The following is a 16030-nucleotide window of genomic DNA, read 5'->3' on the forward strand; positions in this document are numbered from 1 at the left end:
CGTTGGTGGCGGGGCCGTTGCAGGCCCCGCCGGAAACATCAGGCCGCGCGGCCGAAGTCGGCATCCTCGCCGTCCGGTCCGCCGGTACTCAGATCCAGCGCGAAGCCGCGCGCACGCGCCTGCTGATCGGCGACCGTCGCGCCCGCACGCTTCGCCGTTCCGACCTTCTTCAGCGGCTTGGCGGCGGCGGCGCGCACCGGCTTGCGCGCCGCGATCGTCGCTTTCGGCTCGTTGGTGCGGAAGAAGGCGATATTGGCCTCCAGCTCCTCCGCCTGCCCGGCAAGCTCCTCGGACGTTGAGGAAATCTGCGACGAGGCCGACGCGTTCTGCTGCGTCACCTTGTCGAGCTGCTGGATCGCCTCGTTGATCTGGCTCGCGCCGATGTCCTGCTCGCGGCATGCCGCGCTGATCTCGGACACCAGCTCCGCGGTCCGACGGATGTCGGGCACCAGCTTGGTCAGCATCTCGCCGGCCTGCGCCGCTGCCGTCACCGTCTCCGACGACATGCCGCTGATCTCGCCCGCCGCGGTCTGGCTGCGCTCGGCCAGCTTGCGCACCTCGGCGGCGACCACCGCGAACCCGCGGCCATGCTCGCCGGCCCGCGCCGCCTCGACCGCCGCGTTGAGCGCCAGCAGGTCGGTCTGACGCGCGATCTCCTGCACGATGCCGATCCGCTCGGCGATCGTGCGCATCGCGACGACGGCCTTCTGCACCGCCTGCCCGCTCTGCTCGGCATCCTGCGACGACTGGCGCGCGATCTTCTCGGTCTGCGCGGCATTGTCGGCGTTCTGTTTGATGTTCGCTGCCATCTGCTCCATCGATGCAGAGGCTTCCTCGGCGGCGGCAGCCTGCTCGGTCGCGCCTTCGCTGACCTGCTCGGCAGTGCTCGACAATTGCTGGCTGCCCGCGGCGACCTGCGCCGACGCGGCGCTGACTTCGCCCGCGAACTTCGAAAGATTGTCGACCAGCGTGTTGATCGCGATCTTCATCCGCTCGTGATCGCCGTCGCACGCGATCTCGACGCGCTGCGTCAGGTCGCCGCCACTGACCAGCGCCAGCACGCGATTGCCCTCGGCGATCGGCAGCAGGATCGCGTCGAGCATCCCGTTGATCCCGCCGACCAGCTTGCCGAAATCGCCTGGGAAGCGCGTCACGTCGCCGCGCTCGCTGAGCTGCCCGGCGGTCGACGCGTCGATCAGCCGGCGGATTTCGCCGATGATCTCGCGGAAATTGTCGCGCAGTTCCTCGATCGTGTCGTTGATGAACGCCTTCTTGCCGGGGAAGCGCTCCAGCGGGGCGTCGAAATTGCCCTCGCCGAACTGCTTGATGCACGCCATCGCCTGCTTCTTCACCGCGATATGGCCGCTGACCATCGTGTTGATGCCCTGCGCCATCACGGCGAAGTCGCCCTGGAACTTGGCGACGGGTACGAACACGTCGATGTCGCCGCGATCGTGCTCGGCGGACATGGTGTTCATTTCCGCGATCAGCCCCTTCAGGCTGGCGCGCAGCCCCTCGACGGTGTCGTTGATGAACGCCTTCTTGCCCGGGAAGGTCTCCAGCGGCGCGTCGAACCGGCCCTCGCCCAGCGCCTTCACGCACGCCAGCGCCGCCTTCTTGACCGCGATGTGCGACCCGACGAGCGCGTTGATGCCGGCCGCGGCCTGGCCGATGTCGCCACGGAACGCCGCGGCGGGAATGACCGTGTCGATGTCGCCCGCAGCATGTTCCGCCGACATCCGGTCGATCGCCTCGCGCAGCCGCAGCGACGGGTTCAGCGCCTCGTCGAGCAGGTCGTTGACGACCACCAATATCTCCCGCGCCTTGCCGCTCGCCTCGTCCAGCCTGGCGCGGCGGGACAGGTCACCCTCGCCAAGTGCGCGGGAAAGCTGGCGAAGCTCCGCCAGCGCATGGTCGGGACGAGCGGTTTTCTTAAACGCAGGGAGCAACGACATGGCAAAACCTCTAAAACGCTAAGGCAGCATGGGGATCAGGGCCGTGGCGACAGCACGGCGGCGAAGATGGCGGAAAGATCGGGCAGGATGATCAGGTCGTCGCGCCAGCGGACCAGCCGGCGGACGTAATCGCGTTGCCAGCGCATGCCCACGACGGGCGCTTCCTCGCTGGCCCCGGCGGACAGCGTCGCGACCTCGCGGACATGGTCGGTGCGCAGCCCGATCAGCGTCTGCTCGCCGTCGATCGGCAGTTCGATCACCACGATCCGGCTGTCCGGCGTCGTCTCCGCCGCCTCCATCGCGAAGGCGAGGCGCAGGTCGGCGACCGGCACGATCCGCCCGCGGAAGTTGACGACGTGGCGCACCAGCGCCGGGGCGCCGGGCACCAATGTCTCGGGCAGCAGGTCCAGGATCTCACGGACCATCGTGGCTTCCAGCGCGAGCGTTTCGCCGCCGACGTCGAAGGTCAGGACTTCCAGCTCGCCGCGCTCGTTCCAGTCGGTGTCGGCCGCGGCCATCGCCGCCTCGGCGCGTTGCTTAGCTTGCGGCACGGAGCGTCTCCTCACGGGGTTGCGCCATCGCGACCAGCTGCGCGACGTCGAGGATTAGCGCGACGTTGCCGTCGCCCAGGATCGTCGCGCCGGAGAAGCTGCCGACGCCGCGATGGAAGGCCGACAGCGATTTGATGACGGTCTGGTGGTTGCCGATGATCTGGTCGACGACCAGCCCGACGCGCTCGCGCCCGGTGGCGACCACCACGATCTTCTGGTGCGGGTCGGGCCGCGTGCCGGTGCCGAACAGGTCGCGCAGCCGCACGAACGGCACCAGCCGGTCGCGCAGCGTAATCAGGCTGCGCCCGCGCGAGCGCAGATCCTCCTCCAGCGACAATTCGAGGCATTCCTCGACCGCCGACAGCGGCAGGACGTAGCGGCTCTCGCCGACGCGCACCAACAGCCCCTCGATGATCGCCAGCGTCAGCGGAATGCGCAGCGTGATCGTCGAGCCCTTGCCGGCCTCGCTCGTCACGCTGATCGAGCCGCGCAGGCTTTCGATCGTGCGCTTCACCACGTCCATCCCGACGCCGCGGCCCGACAGGTTGGTCACCTGCGCCGCGGTCGAGAAGCCGGGGTGGAAGATCAGCCCGAACAATTCCTCGTCGGCCAGTTGCTGCCCCGGCTCGATCAGCCCGTTGGCCTCGCCCTTGGCGCGGACGCGGTCGCGGTCGATCCCGCGGCCGTCGTCGACGATCGTGATCAGCACTTCGCCGCCCGCCTGATGCGCGCTAAGCTTCACCAGCCCGGTTTCGGACTTGCCGGCCGCGAGGCGGTCGGCCGGCGCTTCGAGCCCGTGGTCGCACGAATTGCGGATGATATGGACCAAGGGATCGAACAGCCGCTCGATCACGGTCTTGTCGACCTCGGTCGTCTCGCCCGACGTCTGCAGCTCGATCGACTTGCCGGTTTCACGCGCCAGATCGTGGATCAGGCGGCGGAAGCGCCCGAACAGCGACGACACCGGCACCATGCGCAACACCATCATCGTGTCGCGCAACTCGCCGGCCAGCCGCTCGATGTCTTCCGTAACCGAACGCAGCAGCAGGTCGTGCCGGTTGTTCGCCAGCTGCGACAGCCGACTCTGCGCAATCACCAGCTCGCCGACACGGTCCATCAGCGCATCGAGCCGCTCAGCGGGAACCCGGACGTTCTCGACCGCGGGCTGCGCGGCGGCGGGCGGTCCACCGGCAGCGGCAGCGACCGGAGCGGCGGCCTCGATCGCGGCGGCGACGACGGCCGGCGCATCTTCAACGACGACCGGCTCGGCCGGTGCCTCGTCACCCAGCGGCGCGATCTCCAGCGTCATGTCGTCCATCACGAAGATGAACACGTCCTCGATCGCCTCGCGGGAAATGTCGCCGCGCAGGGTGACGTCCCAGCCGAGATGGCATTCGTTGGGGATCAGCTCGCTCAGCGGCGGCAGCGCGTCGGTGCGCACGCGCACCTCCGCCTCGCCCAGATCGCGCAGCTCGTCGAGCAGCATCAACGGGTTGGTGCCATTGGCCATCGCGTCGGCCGGCAGGCGGAAGAACATCTTCCAGCCCTGCGCCGCCGGGACCGCCGCGCTCGCCGCCGCGCCCGCACCGCCGCCGCGCGCCGCGTCGACCGCCGCCGCCAGCCGCGCCAGGATCGCATCGCCCTCGGCCTTCGGCGCGTCGCCGTCGACCAGCGCGGCCATATGGTCGCGCGCCGACAGGATCACCGATACCAGTTCGGCGGTGGCGGGCACCTCGCCCTTGCGGACGCGATCGAACGCGCTTTCGCAATGGTGCGTGAACGCCGCCAGCGCGTCGAATCCGAACATCGCGCCCGAGCCCTTCAGCGTGTGCAGCCCGCGGAACACCGCATTGACCAGCGCCATGTCGCCCAGCCGGTGGCCGAGATCGAGCAGCCCCTGTTCGACCTGCTCCAGCAGCTCGCCCGCCTCCACCCGGAAGGTGGCTGTCGGGTCCTCGCTCACTTGCCCAGCACCTTCTGCGCGACGCGGATCAACTGGTCGGGCTGGAACGGCTTGACCAGCCAGCCGGTCGCGCCCGCCGCCTTGGCCTGCGCCTTCATGTCGGCGTCGCTTTCGGTCGACAGGAAGATGATCGGGATGCCGGCCTGCGCGGGCTGTTCGCGCAGCGCGCGGATCATCGACAGGCCGTCCATGTTGGGCATGTTCAGATCGGTGACGATCATGTCGAAGCGCGTGCCGGTCGCCTTGGCGAGCCCGTCGGCACCGTCGACCGCCTCGGTCACGGCATAGCCGGCGCCGGTCAGCGCGATGCGGATCGCCATCCGCAGGCTGGCGCTGTCGTCAACGGTAAGGATCGAAGCGGTCATTGCGCGGTCTCTCCGTGGAACCAGAAATCGGCGTCATCATCGGACGCGGGGGTGAAGCCGGCACGCGCCAGCAGCACGCGGAACGATGCGCCGACCGGGGCGGTCAGCGCGAAATCGCGGCCGTCGTCGCGCGCGGTGCGGCGCGCGGACTCGACCAGTTGCACCACGCTCAGATCGGGCGCGGCGACTGCCAACAGGTCGAGGCGGACAGCGTCGCTCGCCGCGAAGGCATGCGAAAGATCGTCGGCCAGCAACCCGATCGAGGGCAGGCACAGGTCTCCGGCCGCGACCACATGGGTGATCGACATGAACATGGTGCTCCTTGACTGGACGTCCGGCCTGACGAGGCAGACCGCGGCGCCTTACGCCCGATACAAAGCGGATCGCACCATGCGGTGGGCACGGACGTCCGTTACGACGACCTTGCTACGCCGCAGGGGTAAAATGCTGATTAACCCCCGATAAGATTCGGGTTGCCGTAACGGCGCGTGAACCGCGCAATGTCAGCGACTTGCGTCCCGACCCGGTCGAAGGCGCAAAAAAGTTCGCAAGTCGGCTGCGCCGCTCACCCCGCGATCAGGTCGGCGACGATCGGAAAATGATCGGACGGATAGCGCGCGCCATCATGCGTGGTCAGCACCCGCGCCGACGTCGCGCGGAAACCTTTTACGAGAATATAGTCGATCCACTTGCCCGCCTCGGGCGTGCCGGTGAAATCGTGGAAGGTGCCGCTCGGCGCGTCGGGGGTGCGCGCAAGACGCGACGCGTCGGTCAGGAACGCGGTCAGCCGCTGGACCGCGGCGCTGTCCGGCGAGGTATTCAGATCGCCGGTCAGCACGATCGGCAGCCCCTTGGCGATCACCGGCAACCGCGCCGCGATCAGCGCGGCGGAGCGGTTGCGCGCTTCCTCATCCTCTGCGCCGCGATGCGGGAAGTGCGTGTCCGCCATCAGGAAGCGGCGCTTCGTCTTGCCGACCGTCTCGAACACGCCCCATGTCACCATCCGCGGCAGGTTCGCGCCCCAGCTGATCCTGCCCGGCGTCTCCGGCGTCTCGGACAGCCAGAAGTCGCCGCTGCGGATCAGTTTGAGCCGGTCGGTGCGGTAGAAGACGCCCATATGCTCGCCCTTGTGCCCGCCGTCGCGGTCGCGCCCGAACCAGCGATAGCGCGGCAGCGCGCGGACGATGTCGTCGCCCTGCGTCTTGAGCAACTCCTGCGTGCCGATCACGTCGGGGTTCGCCGCGCGCACCGTTTGCATGAACAGCGCGCGCCGCGCCGGCCACACGTTGGGGCCGTCGCAATCGCAGGCGAAGCGGACGTTGAAGGTCATGACGCGCACGTCCTGCGCCCACGCGCCGCTCGCGCTCACCAGTGCCGCCACCGCGGTCACGGCCATCATCAAACGCTTCATCTGCAACCTTCTTTCTTTCCGTCTCGCTATCCCAGAGCGCTCGTTATTGCGAGCGTAGCGAAGCAATCCAGGGCCGGACCAGGACGCCCTGGATTGCTTCGCTCCGCTCGCAATGACGGGCTACGCGAAGAAGCTGCAATTGCCGCGCCGCAACCAATTCCACGCCCCGCTGACGCGCATTTCCGCGCAAGGGATGACAGACGCATGACGACCGGACCCGCGTGTCCGGCGTAGAGGGAAGCGAATGTCACGGTTGCTCGATCACTACCGCCTCACCCATCTGCAACGGCTCGAGGCCGAAGCGATCCACATCATGCGCGAGGTGGTGGCCGAGGCGGACAATCCCGTGATGCTCTATTCGGTCGGCAAGGACAGCGCGGTGATGCTGCACCTCGCGCGCAAGGCGTTCTTCCCCAGTCCCCCGCCCTTCCCGCTGCTGCATGTCGACACGACGTGGAAGTTCCGCGAAATGTATCGCCTGCGCGACCGGATGGCGGCAGAGAGCGGGATGACGCTGCTCGTCCACCAGAACCCCGAAGCGATCGAGCGCGGGATCAACCCGTTCGACCACGGCGCACTCCACACCGACCTGTGGAAGACCGAGGGGCTGAAGCAGGCGCTCGACCATTACGGCTTCGACGCCGCGTTCGGCGGTGCGCGCCGCGACGAGGAGAAGAGCCGCGCCAAGGAACGCATCTTCAGCTTCCGCACCGCCACGCACGGCTGGGATCCGAAGAACCAGCGCCCGGAGCTGTGGAACCTCTACAACGCTCGCAAGAACAAGGGCGAGAGCATCCGCGTCTTCCCGATCTCGAACTGGACCGAGCTGGACATCTGGCAATATATCCACCTGAACGACGTGCCGATCGTCCCGCTCTATTTCGCCGCCGAGCGTCCCACCGTCGAGCGCGACGGCATGCTGCTGATGGTCGATGACGACCGCTTCCGGCTGTTGCCCGGCGAGGAGCCCGTCCTGCGCTCGATCCGCTTCCGCACGCTCGGCTGCTACCCGCTGACCGGCGCGGTCGAGAGCCGCGCGACGACGCTGCCGCAGGTGATTCAGGAAACATTGCTCACCACCACCAGCGAGCGGCAGGGACGCGCGATCGACAAGGATGCCGGCGGTGCGGGGATGGAAGTGAAGAAGCAGCAGGGGTATTTCTGATGAGCACTGCACCTGCTTATGTCGTGGATGACCTCGTCGCGCGCGACATCGACGCCTATCTCGACAGCCATCAGCACAAGACGATGCTGCGCTTCATCACCTGCGGCTCGGTCGACGACGGCAAGTCGACGCTCATCGGGCGGCTGCTCTACGATTCGAAGATGATCTTCGAGGATCAGCTCGCCGCGCTGGAGAGCGATTCACGCAAACAGGGCACGCAAGGGCAGGAGATCGACTTCGCGCTCCTGGTCGACGGGCTCGCCGCCGAGCGCGAACAGGGGATCACGATCGACGTCGCGTACCGCTTCTTCAATACCGAGAAGCGCAAGTTCATCGTCGCCGACTGCCCCGGCCACGAACAATATACCCGCAACATGGTGACCGGCGCGTCGACCGCCGATCTCGCGGTGATCCTGATCGACGCGCGCAAGGGCGTGCTGACGCAGACGCGGCGGCACAGCTACCTCTGCCACCTGATCGGCATCCGCAACATCGTGCTGGCGGTCAACAAGATGGATTTGGTCGGCTACGATCAGCCGACGTTCGACACGATCGTCGCCGATTACGCCGCCTTCGCGCAGTCGATCGGGATCGAGACCTTCACCGCGCTGCCAATCTCCGGGTTCAAGGGCGACAATATCACCGCGCGCTCGGCGAACACCCCCTGGTATGACGGACCGACGCTGGTCGAGCATCTCGAAACTGTCGAGGTGCTGGCGTCGGTCGATGCCGACAAGCCGTTCCGGATGCCGGTGCAATGGGTCAACCGCCCGCACCTCGACTTCCGCGGCTTCTCGGGGCTGATCGCGACCGGGCGCGTCGCGGTCGGCGACCGGGTGCGCGTGCTGCCGTCGGGCAAGACCTCGGCGGTGACGCGGATCGTCACGCTAGACGGCGATCTGCAACAGGCGGTCGCCGGACAGTCGGTGACGCTCTGCTTCGCCGACGAGATCGACTGTTCGCGTGGCGACGTGATCGCCGCCGCCGAGCAACCACCCGAGGCCGCCGACCAGTTCGAGGCGACCTTGGTATGGCTCGACGATGCGGCCTTGCGCGTCGGGCGCGGTTACTGGCTGAAGCTGGGCACCCAGACCGTCTCGGCGACCGTTCAGCAGCCCAAGTACGTCGTCAACGTCAACACGCTCGAACAGCTCGCCGCCAAGACGCTCGATCTCAACGCGATCGGCGTCGCCGAGCTGACCACCGATCGCGCGATCGTCTTCGAGCCTTATGCCGACAATCGCACGCTCGGCGGGTTCATCCTGATCGACAAGCTGACCAATGCGACGGTCGCAGCGGGGATGCTGCACTTCAGCCTGCGCCGCGCGCAGAACGTCCATTGGCAGGCGGTCGACGTCGGGCGGGAGGCGCATGCCGCGCTCAAGGAACAGAAGCCGGCGGTGCTGTGGTTCACCGGTCTGTCGGGCTCGGGCAAGTCGACGATCGCCAATCTGGTCGAGAAGCGCCTCCACGCACTCGGCCGCCACACCTTCCTGCTCGACGGCGACAACGTCCGCCACGGGCTCAACAAGGACTTGGGCTTCACCGAGGCCGACCGGATCGAGAACATCCGCCGCGTCGGCGAGGTAGCGAAGCTGATGACCGATGCCGGGCTGATCGTGCTGACCGCGTTCATCAGCCCGTTCCGCGCCGAGCGCGAGATGGTCCGCGCGATGCTGCCCGCCGGCGAGTTCGTCGAGGTGTTCGTCGACACCCCGTTCGCGGAAGCCGAGCGTCGCGACGTCAAGGGACTCTACAAGAAGGCGCGCGCCGGGTTGCTCAAGAACTTCACCGGCATCGACAGCCCGTACGAGCGGCCGGAGGCACCCGAGGTGCGGATCGACACCACGGTCACCACCCCCGAACAGGCCGCCGAGCAGATCGTCGACCTGCTGCTGCGCCGCGCATGACCGGGGACGTGAGCGACGCGGCGCTGGCCGCGCATCTCGCCGAGGTGGCGGGCGCGCTGCTGCTGACGGTGCGCGACAGCGCGGCGCTGACCGAGAAGGCGCTGGCCAAGGCGGGGGATGCGATCGCCAACCGCTTTCTGGTCGAGGCGCTGCGCGCGCAACGCGCTGCGGACGGGCTACTATCGGAGGAGGAGAAGGACTGCCCGATCCGCCTCGACCGCTCACGCGTATGGATCGTCGATCCCGTCGACGGCACGCGCGAATATGCCGAGCGCCGCGCCGACTGGGCGGTGCATGTCGGCCTCGCGATCGACGGCGTGCCGACCACCGGTGCCGTCGCCTTGCCCGCGGCGGGGATCGTGCTGCGCAGCGATGCGCCAGTCGCGGTCCCGCCCGCGCCCGAACGACTACGGATGGTGGTCAGCCGCACGCGCCCCGCGCGCGAAGCGGTGGCGGTCGCCGAAGCGCTTGGGGCAGAGCTGGTGCCGATGGGCAGCGCCGGCGCGAAGGCGATGAGCATCATCCTCGGCCAGTCGGACGTTTATCTGCATTCCGGCGGGCAATATGAATGGGACAGCTGCGCCCCGGCCGCGGTGGCCCGCGCCCACGGCCTCCACGTCAGCCGCATCGACGGCTCGCCGCTGATCTACAATTGCGCCGACACCTACATGCCGGATCTGCTGATCTGCCGGCAGGAGCACGTCACCCCGGTGCTGGCGGCGCTCTCGCACATATGAACGTCGCCCCGGGCTCGACCCGGGGCCCCGCTTCTTACTGGCGCACACCGAACGAAAAGATTGGCAACGACGCCCCCCAATCCGTCATTGCGAGCGTAGCGAAGCAATCCAGAGCGTCTCGATCCGGCACTGGATTGCTTCGCTCCGCTCGCAATGACAGCCGGAGCGTCCTTACCCCCCGATCGCCATCGCCCCGGCGGCGGCGAACCCGGCGATCGCCAGAATCCCAAGCACCCGCGCCAACGACTCTTTCCGGTAATCCGACAACCGCGTCTCGTTGAGCCAGTACAGACCCTCCGGCGTCTTCTCGATCGCGCCGAACGCCACCATCCGCTCGAACACCCGCCGGTCGAGCCGCGACGTCGGCGTCGCGAACTTCGTCGCGGTTTCCTTCGCGGTCGCGCCCGCCGAGGTGAAATGCCAGGTGACGCGGTTGCGCGCCTTGGCGATCAGCGCCGCCATGATCGTGCCGGACATGCGAACTCCTTCTTACTTCTTGCGGTTCTGATGACGCAGATTGCCGGGCCGCCCGCGCCGCTTGAGCACGCGCGGCGGCTTGATGCCCTTCGTCGGCGCACGCTCGGTCCGCGCGCCGCCATAGCGCCCCTCGGGCAATTCGAAGCGCAGCGCGCCCGACACCGGATTGGCCTCGGCGAGCCGCAATTCCAGCCGCTGCCCCTGCGCATATTCCTCGCCGCTCTGCTCGCCGATCAGCCGCCGCGCCGCCTCGTCGAAGCGAAAATATTCGCCGCCCAGATCGCGCACCGGCATCAGCCCGTCGCCGCCGATCCCGTCGACCGTCGCGAAGAAGCCGAAATTGGTGACCCCGGTGATCCGCACCTCGACCAGCTCGCCGACCCGCTCCGACAGGAAGGCGGCGACATAGCGGTCGATCGTCTCGCGCTCGGCCTCCATCGCGCGGCGTTCCAGCTTGCTGATCGTCGTGCCCGCCAGTTCGAAATCCTCGTCGCCGTTCAGCCCGCCTGGCCCCAGCCCGTAAGCGGAGACAAGCGCGCGATGCACCATCAGGTCGGCGTAGCGGCGGATCGGCGAGGTGAAATGCGCATAGCTGCCCAGCGACAGCCCGAAGTGCCCGTGATTGGCGGGCGCATAATAGGCCTGCGTCTGCGAGCGGAGGATCTGCTCCATAATCTCCGGCCGGAACGGCACGTCGCCGACGCGATCGAGGATGCGATTGAAGGTCGCCGGCTTGACGACCTGCCCCAGCGCGAACGGCACCGCGAACGTCTCGAGATAATCCTTGAGCGCCACCAGCTTCTCGCGCGCCGGCGCTTCGTGGACGCGGTACATCACCGGCGCCTTCTTCGCCTCGAGCGCCTTGGCGGCGGCGACGTTCGCGGCGATCATGAAATCCTCGATCAGCCGGTGCGCATCGAGCCGCTCGCGCGCCGCCACCGACATGATCCGCCCCTTTTCGTCGAGCACCACCCGCCGCTCGGGCAGATCGAGGTCGAGCGGCTCGCGCTTGTCGCGCGCCGCGGCGAGCGCGCGCCAGCAATCCCACAGCGGCAGAAGGGCAGGCAATAGCCCTCTCCCCTCCGGGGAGAGGGTTGGGTGAGGGGCCGGTGTCTCACCGAGCGAAGCGCCCGCGGCACCCCCTCCCCCAACCCCCTCCCCGGAGGGGCCGGGGCTATCAACGCTATCAATCCACGCCTGCGCATCCTCATACGCAATATTGGCCGCCAGCCGCACCACCGCGCGCGTAAACCGCCAGCTCTTGAGCGCTCCCGCCTTCGTCACCTGCAAATGGCACGCCAGCGCCGCACGATCCTCGCCCGCCTTCAACGAGCAGACGTCCGCCGACAATATCTCCGGCAACATCGGCACGACGCGATCGGGAAAATAGACCGAATTGCCGCGCGCCCGCGCCTCGCGGTCGATCGCGCTGCCCGGCCGCACGTAGAAACTGACATCCGCAATCGCGACGATCGCCTTCCACCCGCCGTCGTTGGCGGGATCGTCGTCGGGCGTCGCCCATACCGCATCGTCATGGTCGCGCGCATCGGCGGGGTCGATCGCGACGATCGGCAAATGCGTCAGGTCCTCGCGCCCCTCCCCCAACGGCTGCCGCGCCGCCTTCTCCGCCGCATCGAGCGCCTCCTGCGCGAAGACGTCCGGGATATTATGCTTGTGGATCGCGATCAGCGAGAAGCTGCGCGGTGCGAACGGATCACCCAGCCGCTGCACCACCTTCGCCATCACGCGCGGCGGCCGCCCCGCGATCTCGGCGCTGACCAGATCGCCCGCCGCCGCCCCGCCGGCATCCGACACCGGATATTCGCGCCGCTCTTTCTTCTCGACCCCCTGCAACCACAACCGGTCACCCTCACGCCGCAGCACCCCGATCACCTGTTCGGCGGCGGGCGCGAGCACCTTCATCGGATGCGCGGTCCAGCCGCCACCGGTCTCCTCGGTGCGCGCGAGGATGCGCTCACCGACCCCCAGCGCACCATGCTTGCGGTCGCGCACCCGAATCCGCGGGGTCGGCACATCGGCCTCCCACCGCTCGGGCACGCCCCAGACGTTGCCGCCCTGATCGACGTCGACGATCCGCAGCACCGTCACCTTCGGCAGCCCGCCCATCTTGTGGAACGCGCGACCGGGCGCGGAGTCGATCAGCCCCTCGTCGCCCATGTCCTTGAGCAGCGCCTTGAGCGCGATCTTCTGCTGCGCGGTCAGCCCGAAGGCGCGCGCGATCTCGCGCTTGCCCGCGGGCGTCGCGGATGAGGTGATGAAGTCGAGGATCTGCTCGCGCGTCGGCAGGCCGGGGCTGGGTTTCTTGGGCACGGACGGGAGATAGGGGGTGTGGGGCGGGAAAGCCATCGAGTTAAGCCCTCTCCCCCTCGGGGAGAGGGTTTGGGTGAGGGGCCGGGGTCTCACCGAGACCGGCCTCTCCATGAGATGCCTTCCCCTCACCCAACCCTCTCCCCGGAGGGGAGAGGGCTATCACCTACCGCCCCGCCGCGCTCATCTCGCTGATCGGATACACCGGCTGCGCCGACATCGTCCGCACCAACGTCTCGAAGCGATCGCCCTCGACCCGGATCTCGTTGAACGCCGGCGGCGAGTTGCGCGTCCGCTTCGACAGCGTCCCCGCCCCGATCAGCCGCAACCGCCAGCCGTTGCGCTCATACGGCATGTCGAACGGATCATGGACATGCCCCGACAGCACCGCATGGACCCCGGCATCCGCCAGCGCCGCCAGCGCGACGTCGCCGCGCTTCGTCTTCGCCGTCCCCTGGCTCCCGCCGTCGATCAGCGGATGGTGCCCCGCGACGAAGATCAGGTTGCCGCGCGGCGCCGCCTCGACCAGCGCCATCGCGCGGCGTAGCGAGCCGGTGCTCACCCGCCCCTTCGACCAGTTCCAGCGCCATTGCGCGCGCGCGGTGGTCTTCAGCGGAACGATCGTGATCCCGTCGATCTCCAGCGGTCGCTCGATCATCTTCTCGACCGCGGCATAGCGCGAATAGGGCGCGAACAGCCGCCGCAGCGGGTCCCAATAATAGGGTATATCGTGGTTGCCGACCTCCAGCGTCACCGGCACGCCGAGACTCTTCAGCCACGCGCCGCCGTCATCGAACTCGCGCTTGGTCGCGCGCATCGTCAGGTCGCCGGTCATGATGACCGCATCGGGCTTTTCTGCCGCCACCACGTCGCGGAACCACGCGACCGCGGCCGGGTCCTCCGCGCCGAAATGAACATCGCTGACGTGGAAAAGCCGGGTCATCCCAGTCCTTTTAATCGGTTATCCCACCCGCGAACGCATCACGCGCCGATCGGCTGCGTCATCCGCCGTTCCTCATCCGCCAAACGAGCGCCCGCCGCCCCAGCCGCCGCTCGATCGCGCCGAGACGCGCCCGCCGAACCCGCCGCGCGACACCACCGAGCTGCGCGTCTGGATGCGCTGCGTCGTGATCGGCGCGGTCACCGCGCGCGACCCGACCTGATAATTATACCCGCGCCCGCCATAGCCGCCGCCGTACAGCCACGCCCCCGACGGCGTGTACCAGCTGCCGTCGCGCCGGTTCTGGTACAGACCGTTATAGCGATAGCCCGATCCATCGAGCAGCCGCCCGATCATGAACCCGGTCAACAACGGCACGAAGAAGCTCTGCCCGCCCTCGTTGCGCGCCAGACATTGCCCGGACCCGAACTGGTCCTCGCACAGATTCTTTTCGTCGAAGCGCGGCGCGGCCTTGCCGTCGGTGGTCGCGGCCTCCTTCGCGGCGTTCTCGCAGGTCACCTTGGCGAACGCGCCGCTCGCGACGCACTCGTCGACGGTCTTGAATGCCGACACCTCGGTCGGCGGGCCGAATTGCTGTTGCTGGTCGGGGGTGCCGTCGCAGCCGGACAGCATCGCCAGCGCGCCCACGGCGGTCAGCCCGGCGGCGGCGGAGCGCTTGCGGCGGATCGGAAGGGAATCGGTCATCGCGTCGCTCTCAATAGCTCATGCAGGCGGCGTTGAGCAGCCCGATCGCAATCGACGTCGCCGCCATATAGACGGCGCTCGCGACATTGCCGGTTTCGATCCGCGCCACCAGATCGCGGATCACGATCCGCCGCACCACCAGCGACGCCACCACCTGGATCACCCCCGCCAGCACGCCCCACGCCACGAACTCCAGCGGGTTGGCGGTCACCTCCAGCGCCGAGGCGAGCGGCAGCGCGAACCCGACGATCGCCCCGCCGAAGGTGATCGCGGCGGCCATATTGCCCTCCGCCACCAGCCGCCGCTCGTCATAGGGCGTCGAAACCTGATACAGCCATTTGAAGATCGCGAGGAACAGGCACGCGATCGCAAAGGCGATCAGGAAATGCCCGGCCCCGAACAGAAAGGCGGTCGTGTCGAACATGCGTGCTCCCCTTTTCCCATGCGATCGGAATTCCTTCTCCCCGTCATCCCGGACTTGATCCGGGATCCCGCTTCTTCTTGCCCCGTCGTCAGGAAGAAGCGGGGCCCCGGATCAAGTCCGGGGCGACGACGGGAGGGAACATCCGTCACTGAAACACTGAACTTCGATCGAGCCTAGCGGATAATCACCTCACCCAAAACCGTCATTGCGAGCGTAGCGAAGCAATCCAGGGCGTCCTGGTCCGACACTGGATTGCTTCGCTACGCTCGCAATGACGAGCTACCTACAGCCCTGAATCTCCACCCCGTTCGTCTCGAGCAGGGATCGAGCCTGCCGAGAGCCCGTGTCGAGAGATGGCCACCGCGCGGAGCCTCTCGACACGCCGTCTCGACAATCTCGACGGCCGATCGAGGCGAACGGTAAAGCTGCGCCCCACCCGCTACGCCGAGAACTCCGCCGGCGACAACGGCAGCCCGATCATGATGTCATGCGTCGTATCGCCCCCCTCCGGCCGCGCCGACAGCGCGAGCAGCAGCTCCTGCCCCTCCGGCGCCAGATCGCGGACGTAGAGCATACATTGCTGACGGATATGCTTCACCGGCTCGCCATCGCGCTCGTAATAAAGCGCTTCCCACAATTGCACCGGCGGCTGGACGCGCTCGTCGCCGTCATACCAGAAGCGGCGGAAGGGCGGCAGCCCGGCCTCGTTCCACACCGGCTGGCTCAGCCGGTCGCGGAACGCCGCATCGTCCCACCCGCCGGTCGCATAGGTCGAGGACCACGGCCGGAACAGCGTGAAATCATCGGCATCCGACCCGTCGGGCTGCTGGCTCACCGCCTGCAGCATTAATTCGTCGTCGGTGTAGAAACGGTGGACGTACCCGCCACCGTCGTCGAGCTTGATGATCCCCTGCGCGGTGATCTCCAGCGTGTCGCGGTCGAGCGTGAAGGTGCCGCCCGCCAGCCGCCGCCACGCCAGTGCGTCGAGCCGCACCATCCGCCCGATCGTCACGTCGCGCACCACCGCCACCGCGCTCTTCGCCACGTCGCGTCCGCCGCCGAACAGGCTGCCGAAGATCATGTCGCGCGCGTTCCCGTC

At 67.9% G+C, this 16030-nt stretch carries 15 protein-coding genes; 3 read left to right on the top strand and 12 right to left on the bottom strand.

What is annotated here, in order from left to right; genetic code table 11:
* Window positions 1–38 precede the first annotated feature (38 nt).
* The 6 genes from SPHPH_RS0113125 to SPHPH_RS0113155 form a co-directional block, all read right to left on the bottom strand.
* Window positions 39–1955, bottom strand: a complete 1917-nt coding sequence (locus SPHPH_RS0113125; protein WP_238303088.1) for a methyl-accepting chemotaxis protein — start codon at window positions 1953–1955, stop codon at window positions 39–41.
* A gap of 35 nt (window positions 1956–1990) precedes the next feature.
* The gene (locus SPHPH_RS0113130; RefSeq protein ID WP_028967098.1) at window positions 1991–2473 is read right to left on the bottom strand and encodes a chemotaxis protein CheW; all 483 of its coding nucleotides are present in this window, start codon (window positions 2471–2473) and stop codon (window positions 1991–1993) included.
* A 19-nt stretch (window positions 2474–2492) separates the two neighbouring features.
* The gene (locus SPHPH_RS0113135) at window positions 2493–4469 is read right to left on the bottom strand and encodes a chemotaxis protein CheA (protein WP_028967099.1); all 1977 of its coding nucleotides are present in this window, start codon (window positions 4467–4469) and stop codon (window positions 2493–2495) included.
* A complete protein-coding gene (locus SPHPH_RS0113140; RefSeq protein ID WP_028967100.1) occupies window positions 4466–4834 on the bottom strand; it encodes a response regulator in 369 nt (122 codons plus the stop codon). Before SPHPH_RS0113140 ends, SPHPH_RS0113135 begins: the two co-directional genes overlap by 4 nt.
* Entirely contained in the window at window positions 4831–5142 is a 312-nt protein-coding gene (locus SPHPH_RS0113145) for an STAS domain-containing protein (protein ID WP_162143929.1), read from the bottom strand. Before SPHPH_RS0113145 ends, SPHPH_RS0113140 begins: the two co-directional genes overlap by 4 nt.
* 257 nt (window positions 5143–5399) lie before the next feature.
* A complete protein-coding gene (locus SPHPH_RS0113155) occupies window positions 5400–6245 on the bottom strand; it encodes an endonuclease/exonuclease/phosphatase family protein (RefSeq protein ID WP_028967102.1) in 846 nt (281 codons plus the stop codon).
* Window positions 6246–6489: 244 nt separating this feature from the next.
* Between SPHPH_RS0113155 and cysD the strand changes: the two genes are divergently transcribed.
* From cysD to SPHPH_RS0113175, 3 genes are read left to right on the top strand one after another with little or no spacing between them, the layout of a single operon-like run.
* Complete coding sequence (cysD, locus tag SPHPH_RS0113165) at window positions 6490–7410, top strand: sulfate adenylyltransferase subunit CysD (RefSeq protein ID WP_037488570.1); 921 nt, start codon at window positions 6490–6492, stop codon at window positions 7408–7410.
* On the top strand, window positions 7410–9320 hold the full coding sequence (gene cysN, locus SPHPH_RS0113170) for a sulfate adenylyltransferase subunit CysN (protein WP_028967104.1): 1911 nt from the start codon (window positions 7410–7412) through the stop codon (window positions 9318–9320). The genes cysD and cysN overlap by 1 nt, the downstream gene beginning before the upstream one ends.
* A complete protein-coding gene (locus SPHPH_RS0113175; protein WP_037488573.1) occupies window positions 9317–10057 on the top strand; it encodes a 3'(2'),5'-bisphosphate nucleotidase CysQ in 741 nt (246 codons plus the stop codon). Before cysN ends, SPHPH_RS0113175 begins: the two co-directional genes overlap by 4 nt.
* A 171-nt stretch (window positions 10058–10228) precedes the next feature.
* On the opposite strand, the gene SPHPH_RS0113180 is transcribed toward SPHPH_RS0113175, so the two are convergent.
* The 6 genes from SPHPH_RS0113180 to SPHPH_RS0113205 all read right to left on the bottom strand — a co-directional run bounded on the left by SPHPH_RS0113180 (window position 10229) and on the right by SPHPH_RS0113205 (window position 16012).
* Window positions 10229–10534 (bottom strand): hypothetical protein, encoded by a 306-nt coding sequence (locus SPHPH_RS0113180; RefSeq protein ID WP_028967106.1) that lies wholly within the window; start codon window positions 10532–10534, stop codon window positions 10229–10231.
* Between the two features lie 12 nt (window positions 10535–10546).
* Window positions 10547–12901: a ribonuclease R family protein gene (locus SPHPH_RS0113185; protein WP_051273011.1), complete on the bottom strand. Its 2355-nt coding sequence runs from the start codon at window positions 12899–12901 to the stop codon at window positions 10547–10549.
* A 127-nt stretch (window positions 12902–13028) separates the two neighbouring features.
* Complete coding sequence (locus SPHPH_RS0113190) at window positions 13029–13805, bottom strand: metallophosphoesterase family protein (RefSeq protein WP_028967108.1); 777 nt, start codon at window positions 13803–13805, stop codon at window positions 13029–13031.
* A 72-nt stretch (window positions 13806–13877) separates the two neighbouring features.
* A complete protein-coding gene (locus tag SPHPH_RS0113195; RefSeq protein WP_028967109.1) occupies window positions 13878–14507 on the bottom strand; it encodes a DUF1190 domain-containing protein in 630 nt (209 codons plus the stop codon).
* 10 nt (window positions 14508–14517) lie between these two features.
* Window positions 14518–14931 carry a DUF350 domain-containing protein gene (locus SPHPH_RS0113200; protein WP_028967110.1) on the bottom strand — a complete coding sequence of 138 codons (414 nt, stop codon included), beginning with the start codon at window positions 14929–14931 and terminating at the stop codon, window positions 14518–14520.
* Window positions 14932–15370: 439 nt separating this feature from the next.
* Window positions 15371–16012 (bottom strand): DUF2491 family protein, encoded by a 642-nt coding sequence (locus SPHPH_RS0113205; protein WP_156026023.1) that lies wholly within the window; start codon window positions 16010–16012, stop codon window positions 15371–15373.
* Between the last annotated feature and the right edge of the window lie 18 nt (window positions 16013–16030).

Source organism: Sphingomonas phyllosphaerae FA2, from assembly GCF_000427645.1.
Taxonomy (GTDB): Bacteria; Pseudomonadota; Alphaproteobacteria; order Sphingomonadales; family Sphingomonadaceae; genus Sphingomonas; species Sphingomonas phyllosphaerae.

Bases quoted from the DNA above. Each gene is read 5' to 3' on its own strand.
- SPHPH_RS0113205 (WP_156026023.1), bottom strand. From the start codon at position 16,012: ATGATCTTCGGCAGCCTGTTCGGCGGCGGACGCGACGTGGCGAAGAGC.
- cysD (WP_037488570.1), top strand. From the start codon at position 6,490: ATGTCACGGTTGCTCGATCACTACCGCCTCACCCATCTGCAACGGCTC.
- SPHPH_RS0113130 (WP_028967098.1), bottom strand. From the start codon at position 2,473: ATGGCCGCGGCCGACACCGACTGGAACGAGCGCGGCGAGCTGGAAGTC.
- cysN (WP_028967104.1), top strand. From the start codon at position 7,410: ATGAGCACTGCACCTGCTTATGTCGTGGATGACCTCGTCGCGCGCGAC.
- SPHPH_RS0113190 (WP_028967108.1), bottom strand. From the start codon at position 13,805: ATGACCCGGCTTTTCCACGTCAGCGATGTTCATTTCGGCGCGGAGGAC.
- SPHPH_RS0113155 (WP_028967102.1), bottom strand. From the start codon at position 6,245: ATGAAGCGTTTGATGATGGCCGTGACCGCGGTGGCGGCACTGGTGAGC.
- SPHPH_RS0113175 (WP_037488573.1), top strand. From the start codon at position 9,317: ATGACCGGGGACGTGAGCGACGCGGCGCTGGCCGCGCATCTCGCCGAG.
- SPHPH_RS0113195 (WP_028967109.1), bottom strand. From the start codon at position 14,507: ATGACCGATTCCCTTCCGATCCGCCGCAAGCGCTCCGCCGCCGCCGGG.
- SPHPH_RS0113125 (WP_238303088.1), bottom strand. From the start codon at position 1,955: ATGTCGTTGCTCCCTGCGTTTAAGAAAACCGCTCGTCCCGACCATGCG.
- SPHPH_RS0113180 (WP_028967106.1), bottom strand. From the start codon at position 10,534: ATGTCCGGCACGATCATGGCGGCGCTGATCGCCAAGGCGCGCAACCGC.
- SPHPH_RS0113145 (WP_162143929.1), bottom strand. From the start codon at position 5,142: ATGTCGATCACCCATGTGGTCGCGGCCGGAGACCTGTGCCTGCCCTCG.
- SPHPH_RS0113140 (WP_028967100.1), bottom strand. From the start codon at position 4,834: ATGACCGCTTCGATCCTTACCGTTGACGACAGCGCCAGCCTGCGGATG.
- SPHPH_RS0113185 (WP_051273011.1), bottom strand. From the start codon at position 12,901: ATGGCTTTCCCGCCCCACACCCCCTATCTCCCGTCCGTGCCCAAGAAA.
- SPHPH_RS0113200 (WP_028967110.1), bottom strand. From the start codon at position 14,931: ATGTTCGACACGACCGCCTTTCTGTTCGGGGCCGGGCATTTCCTGATC.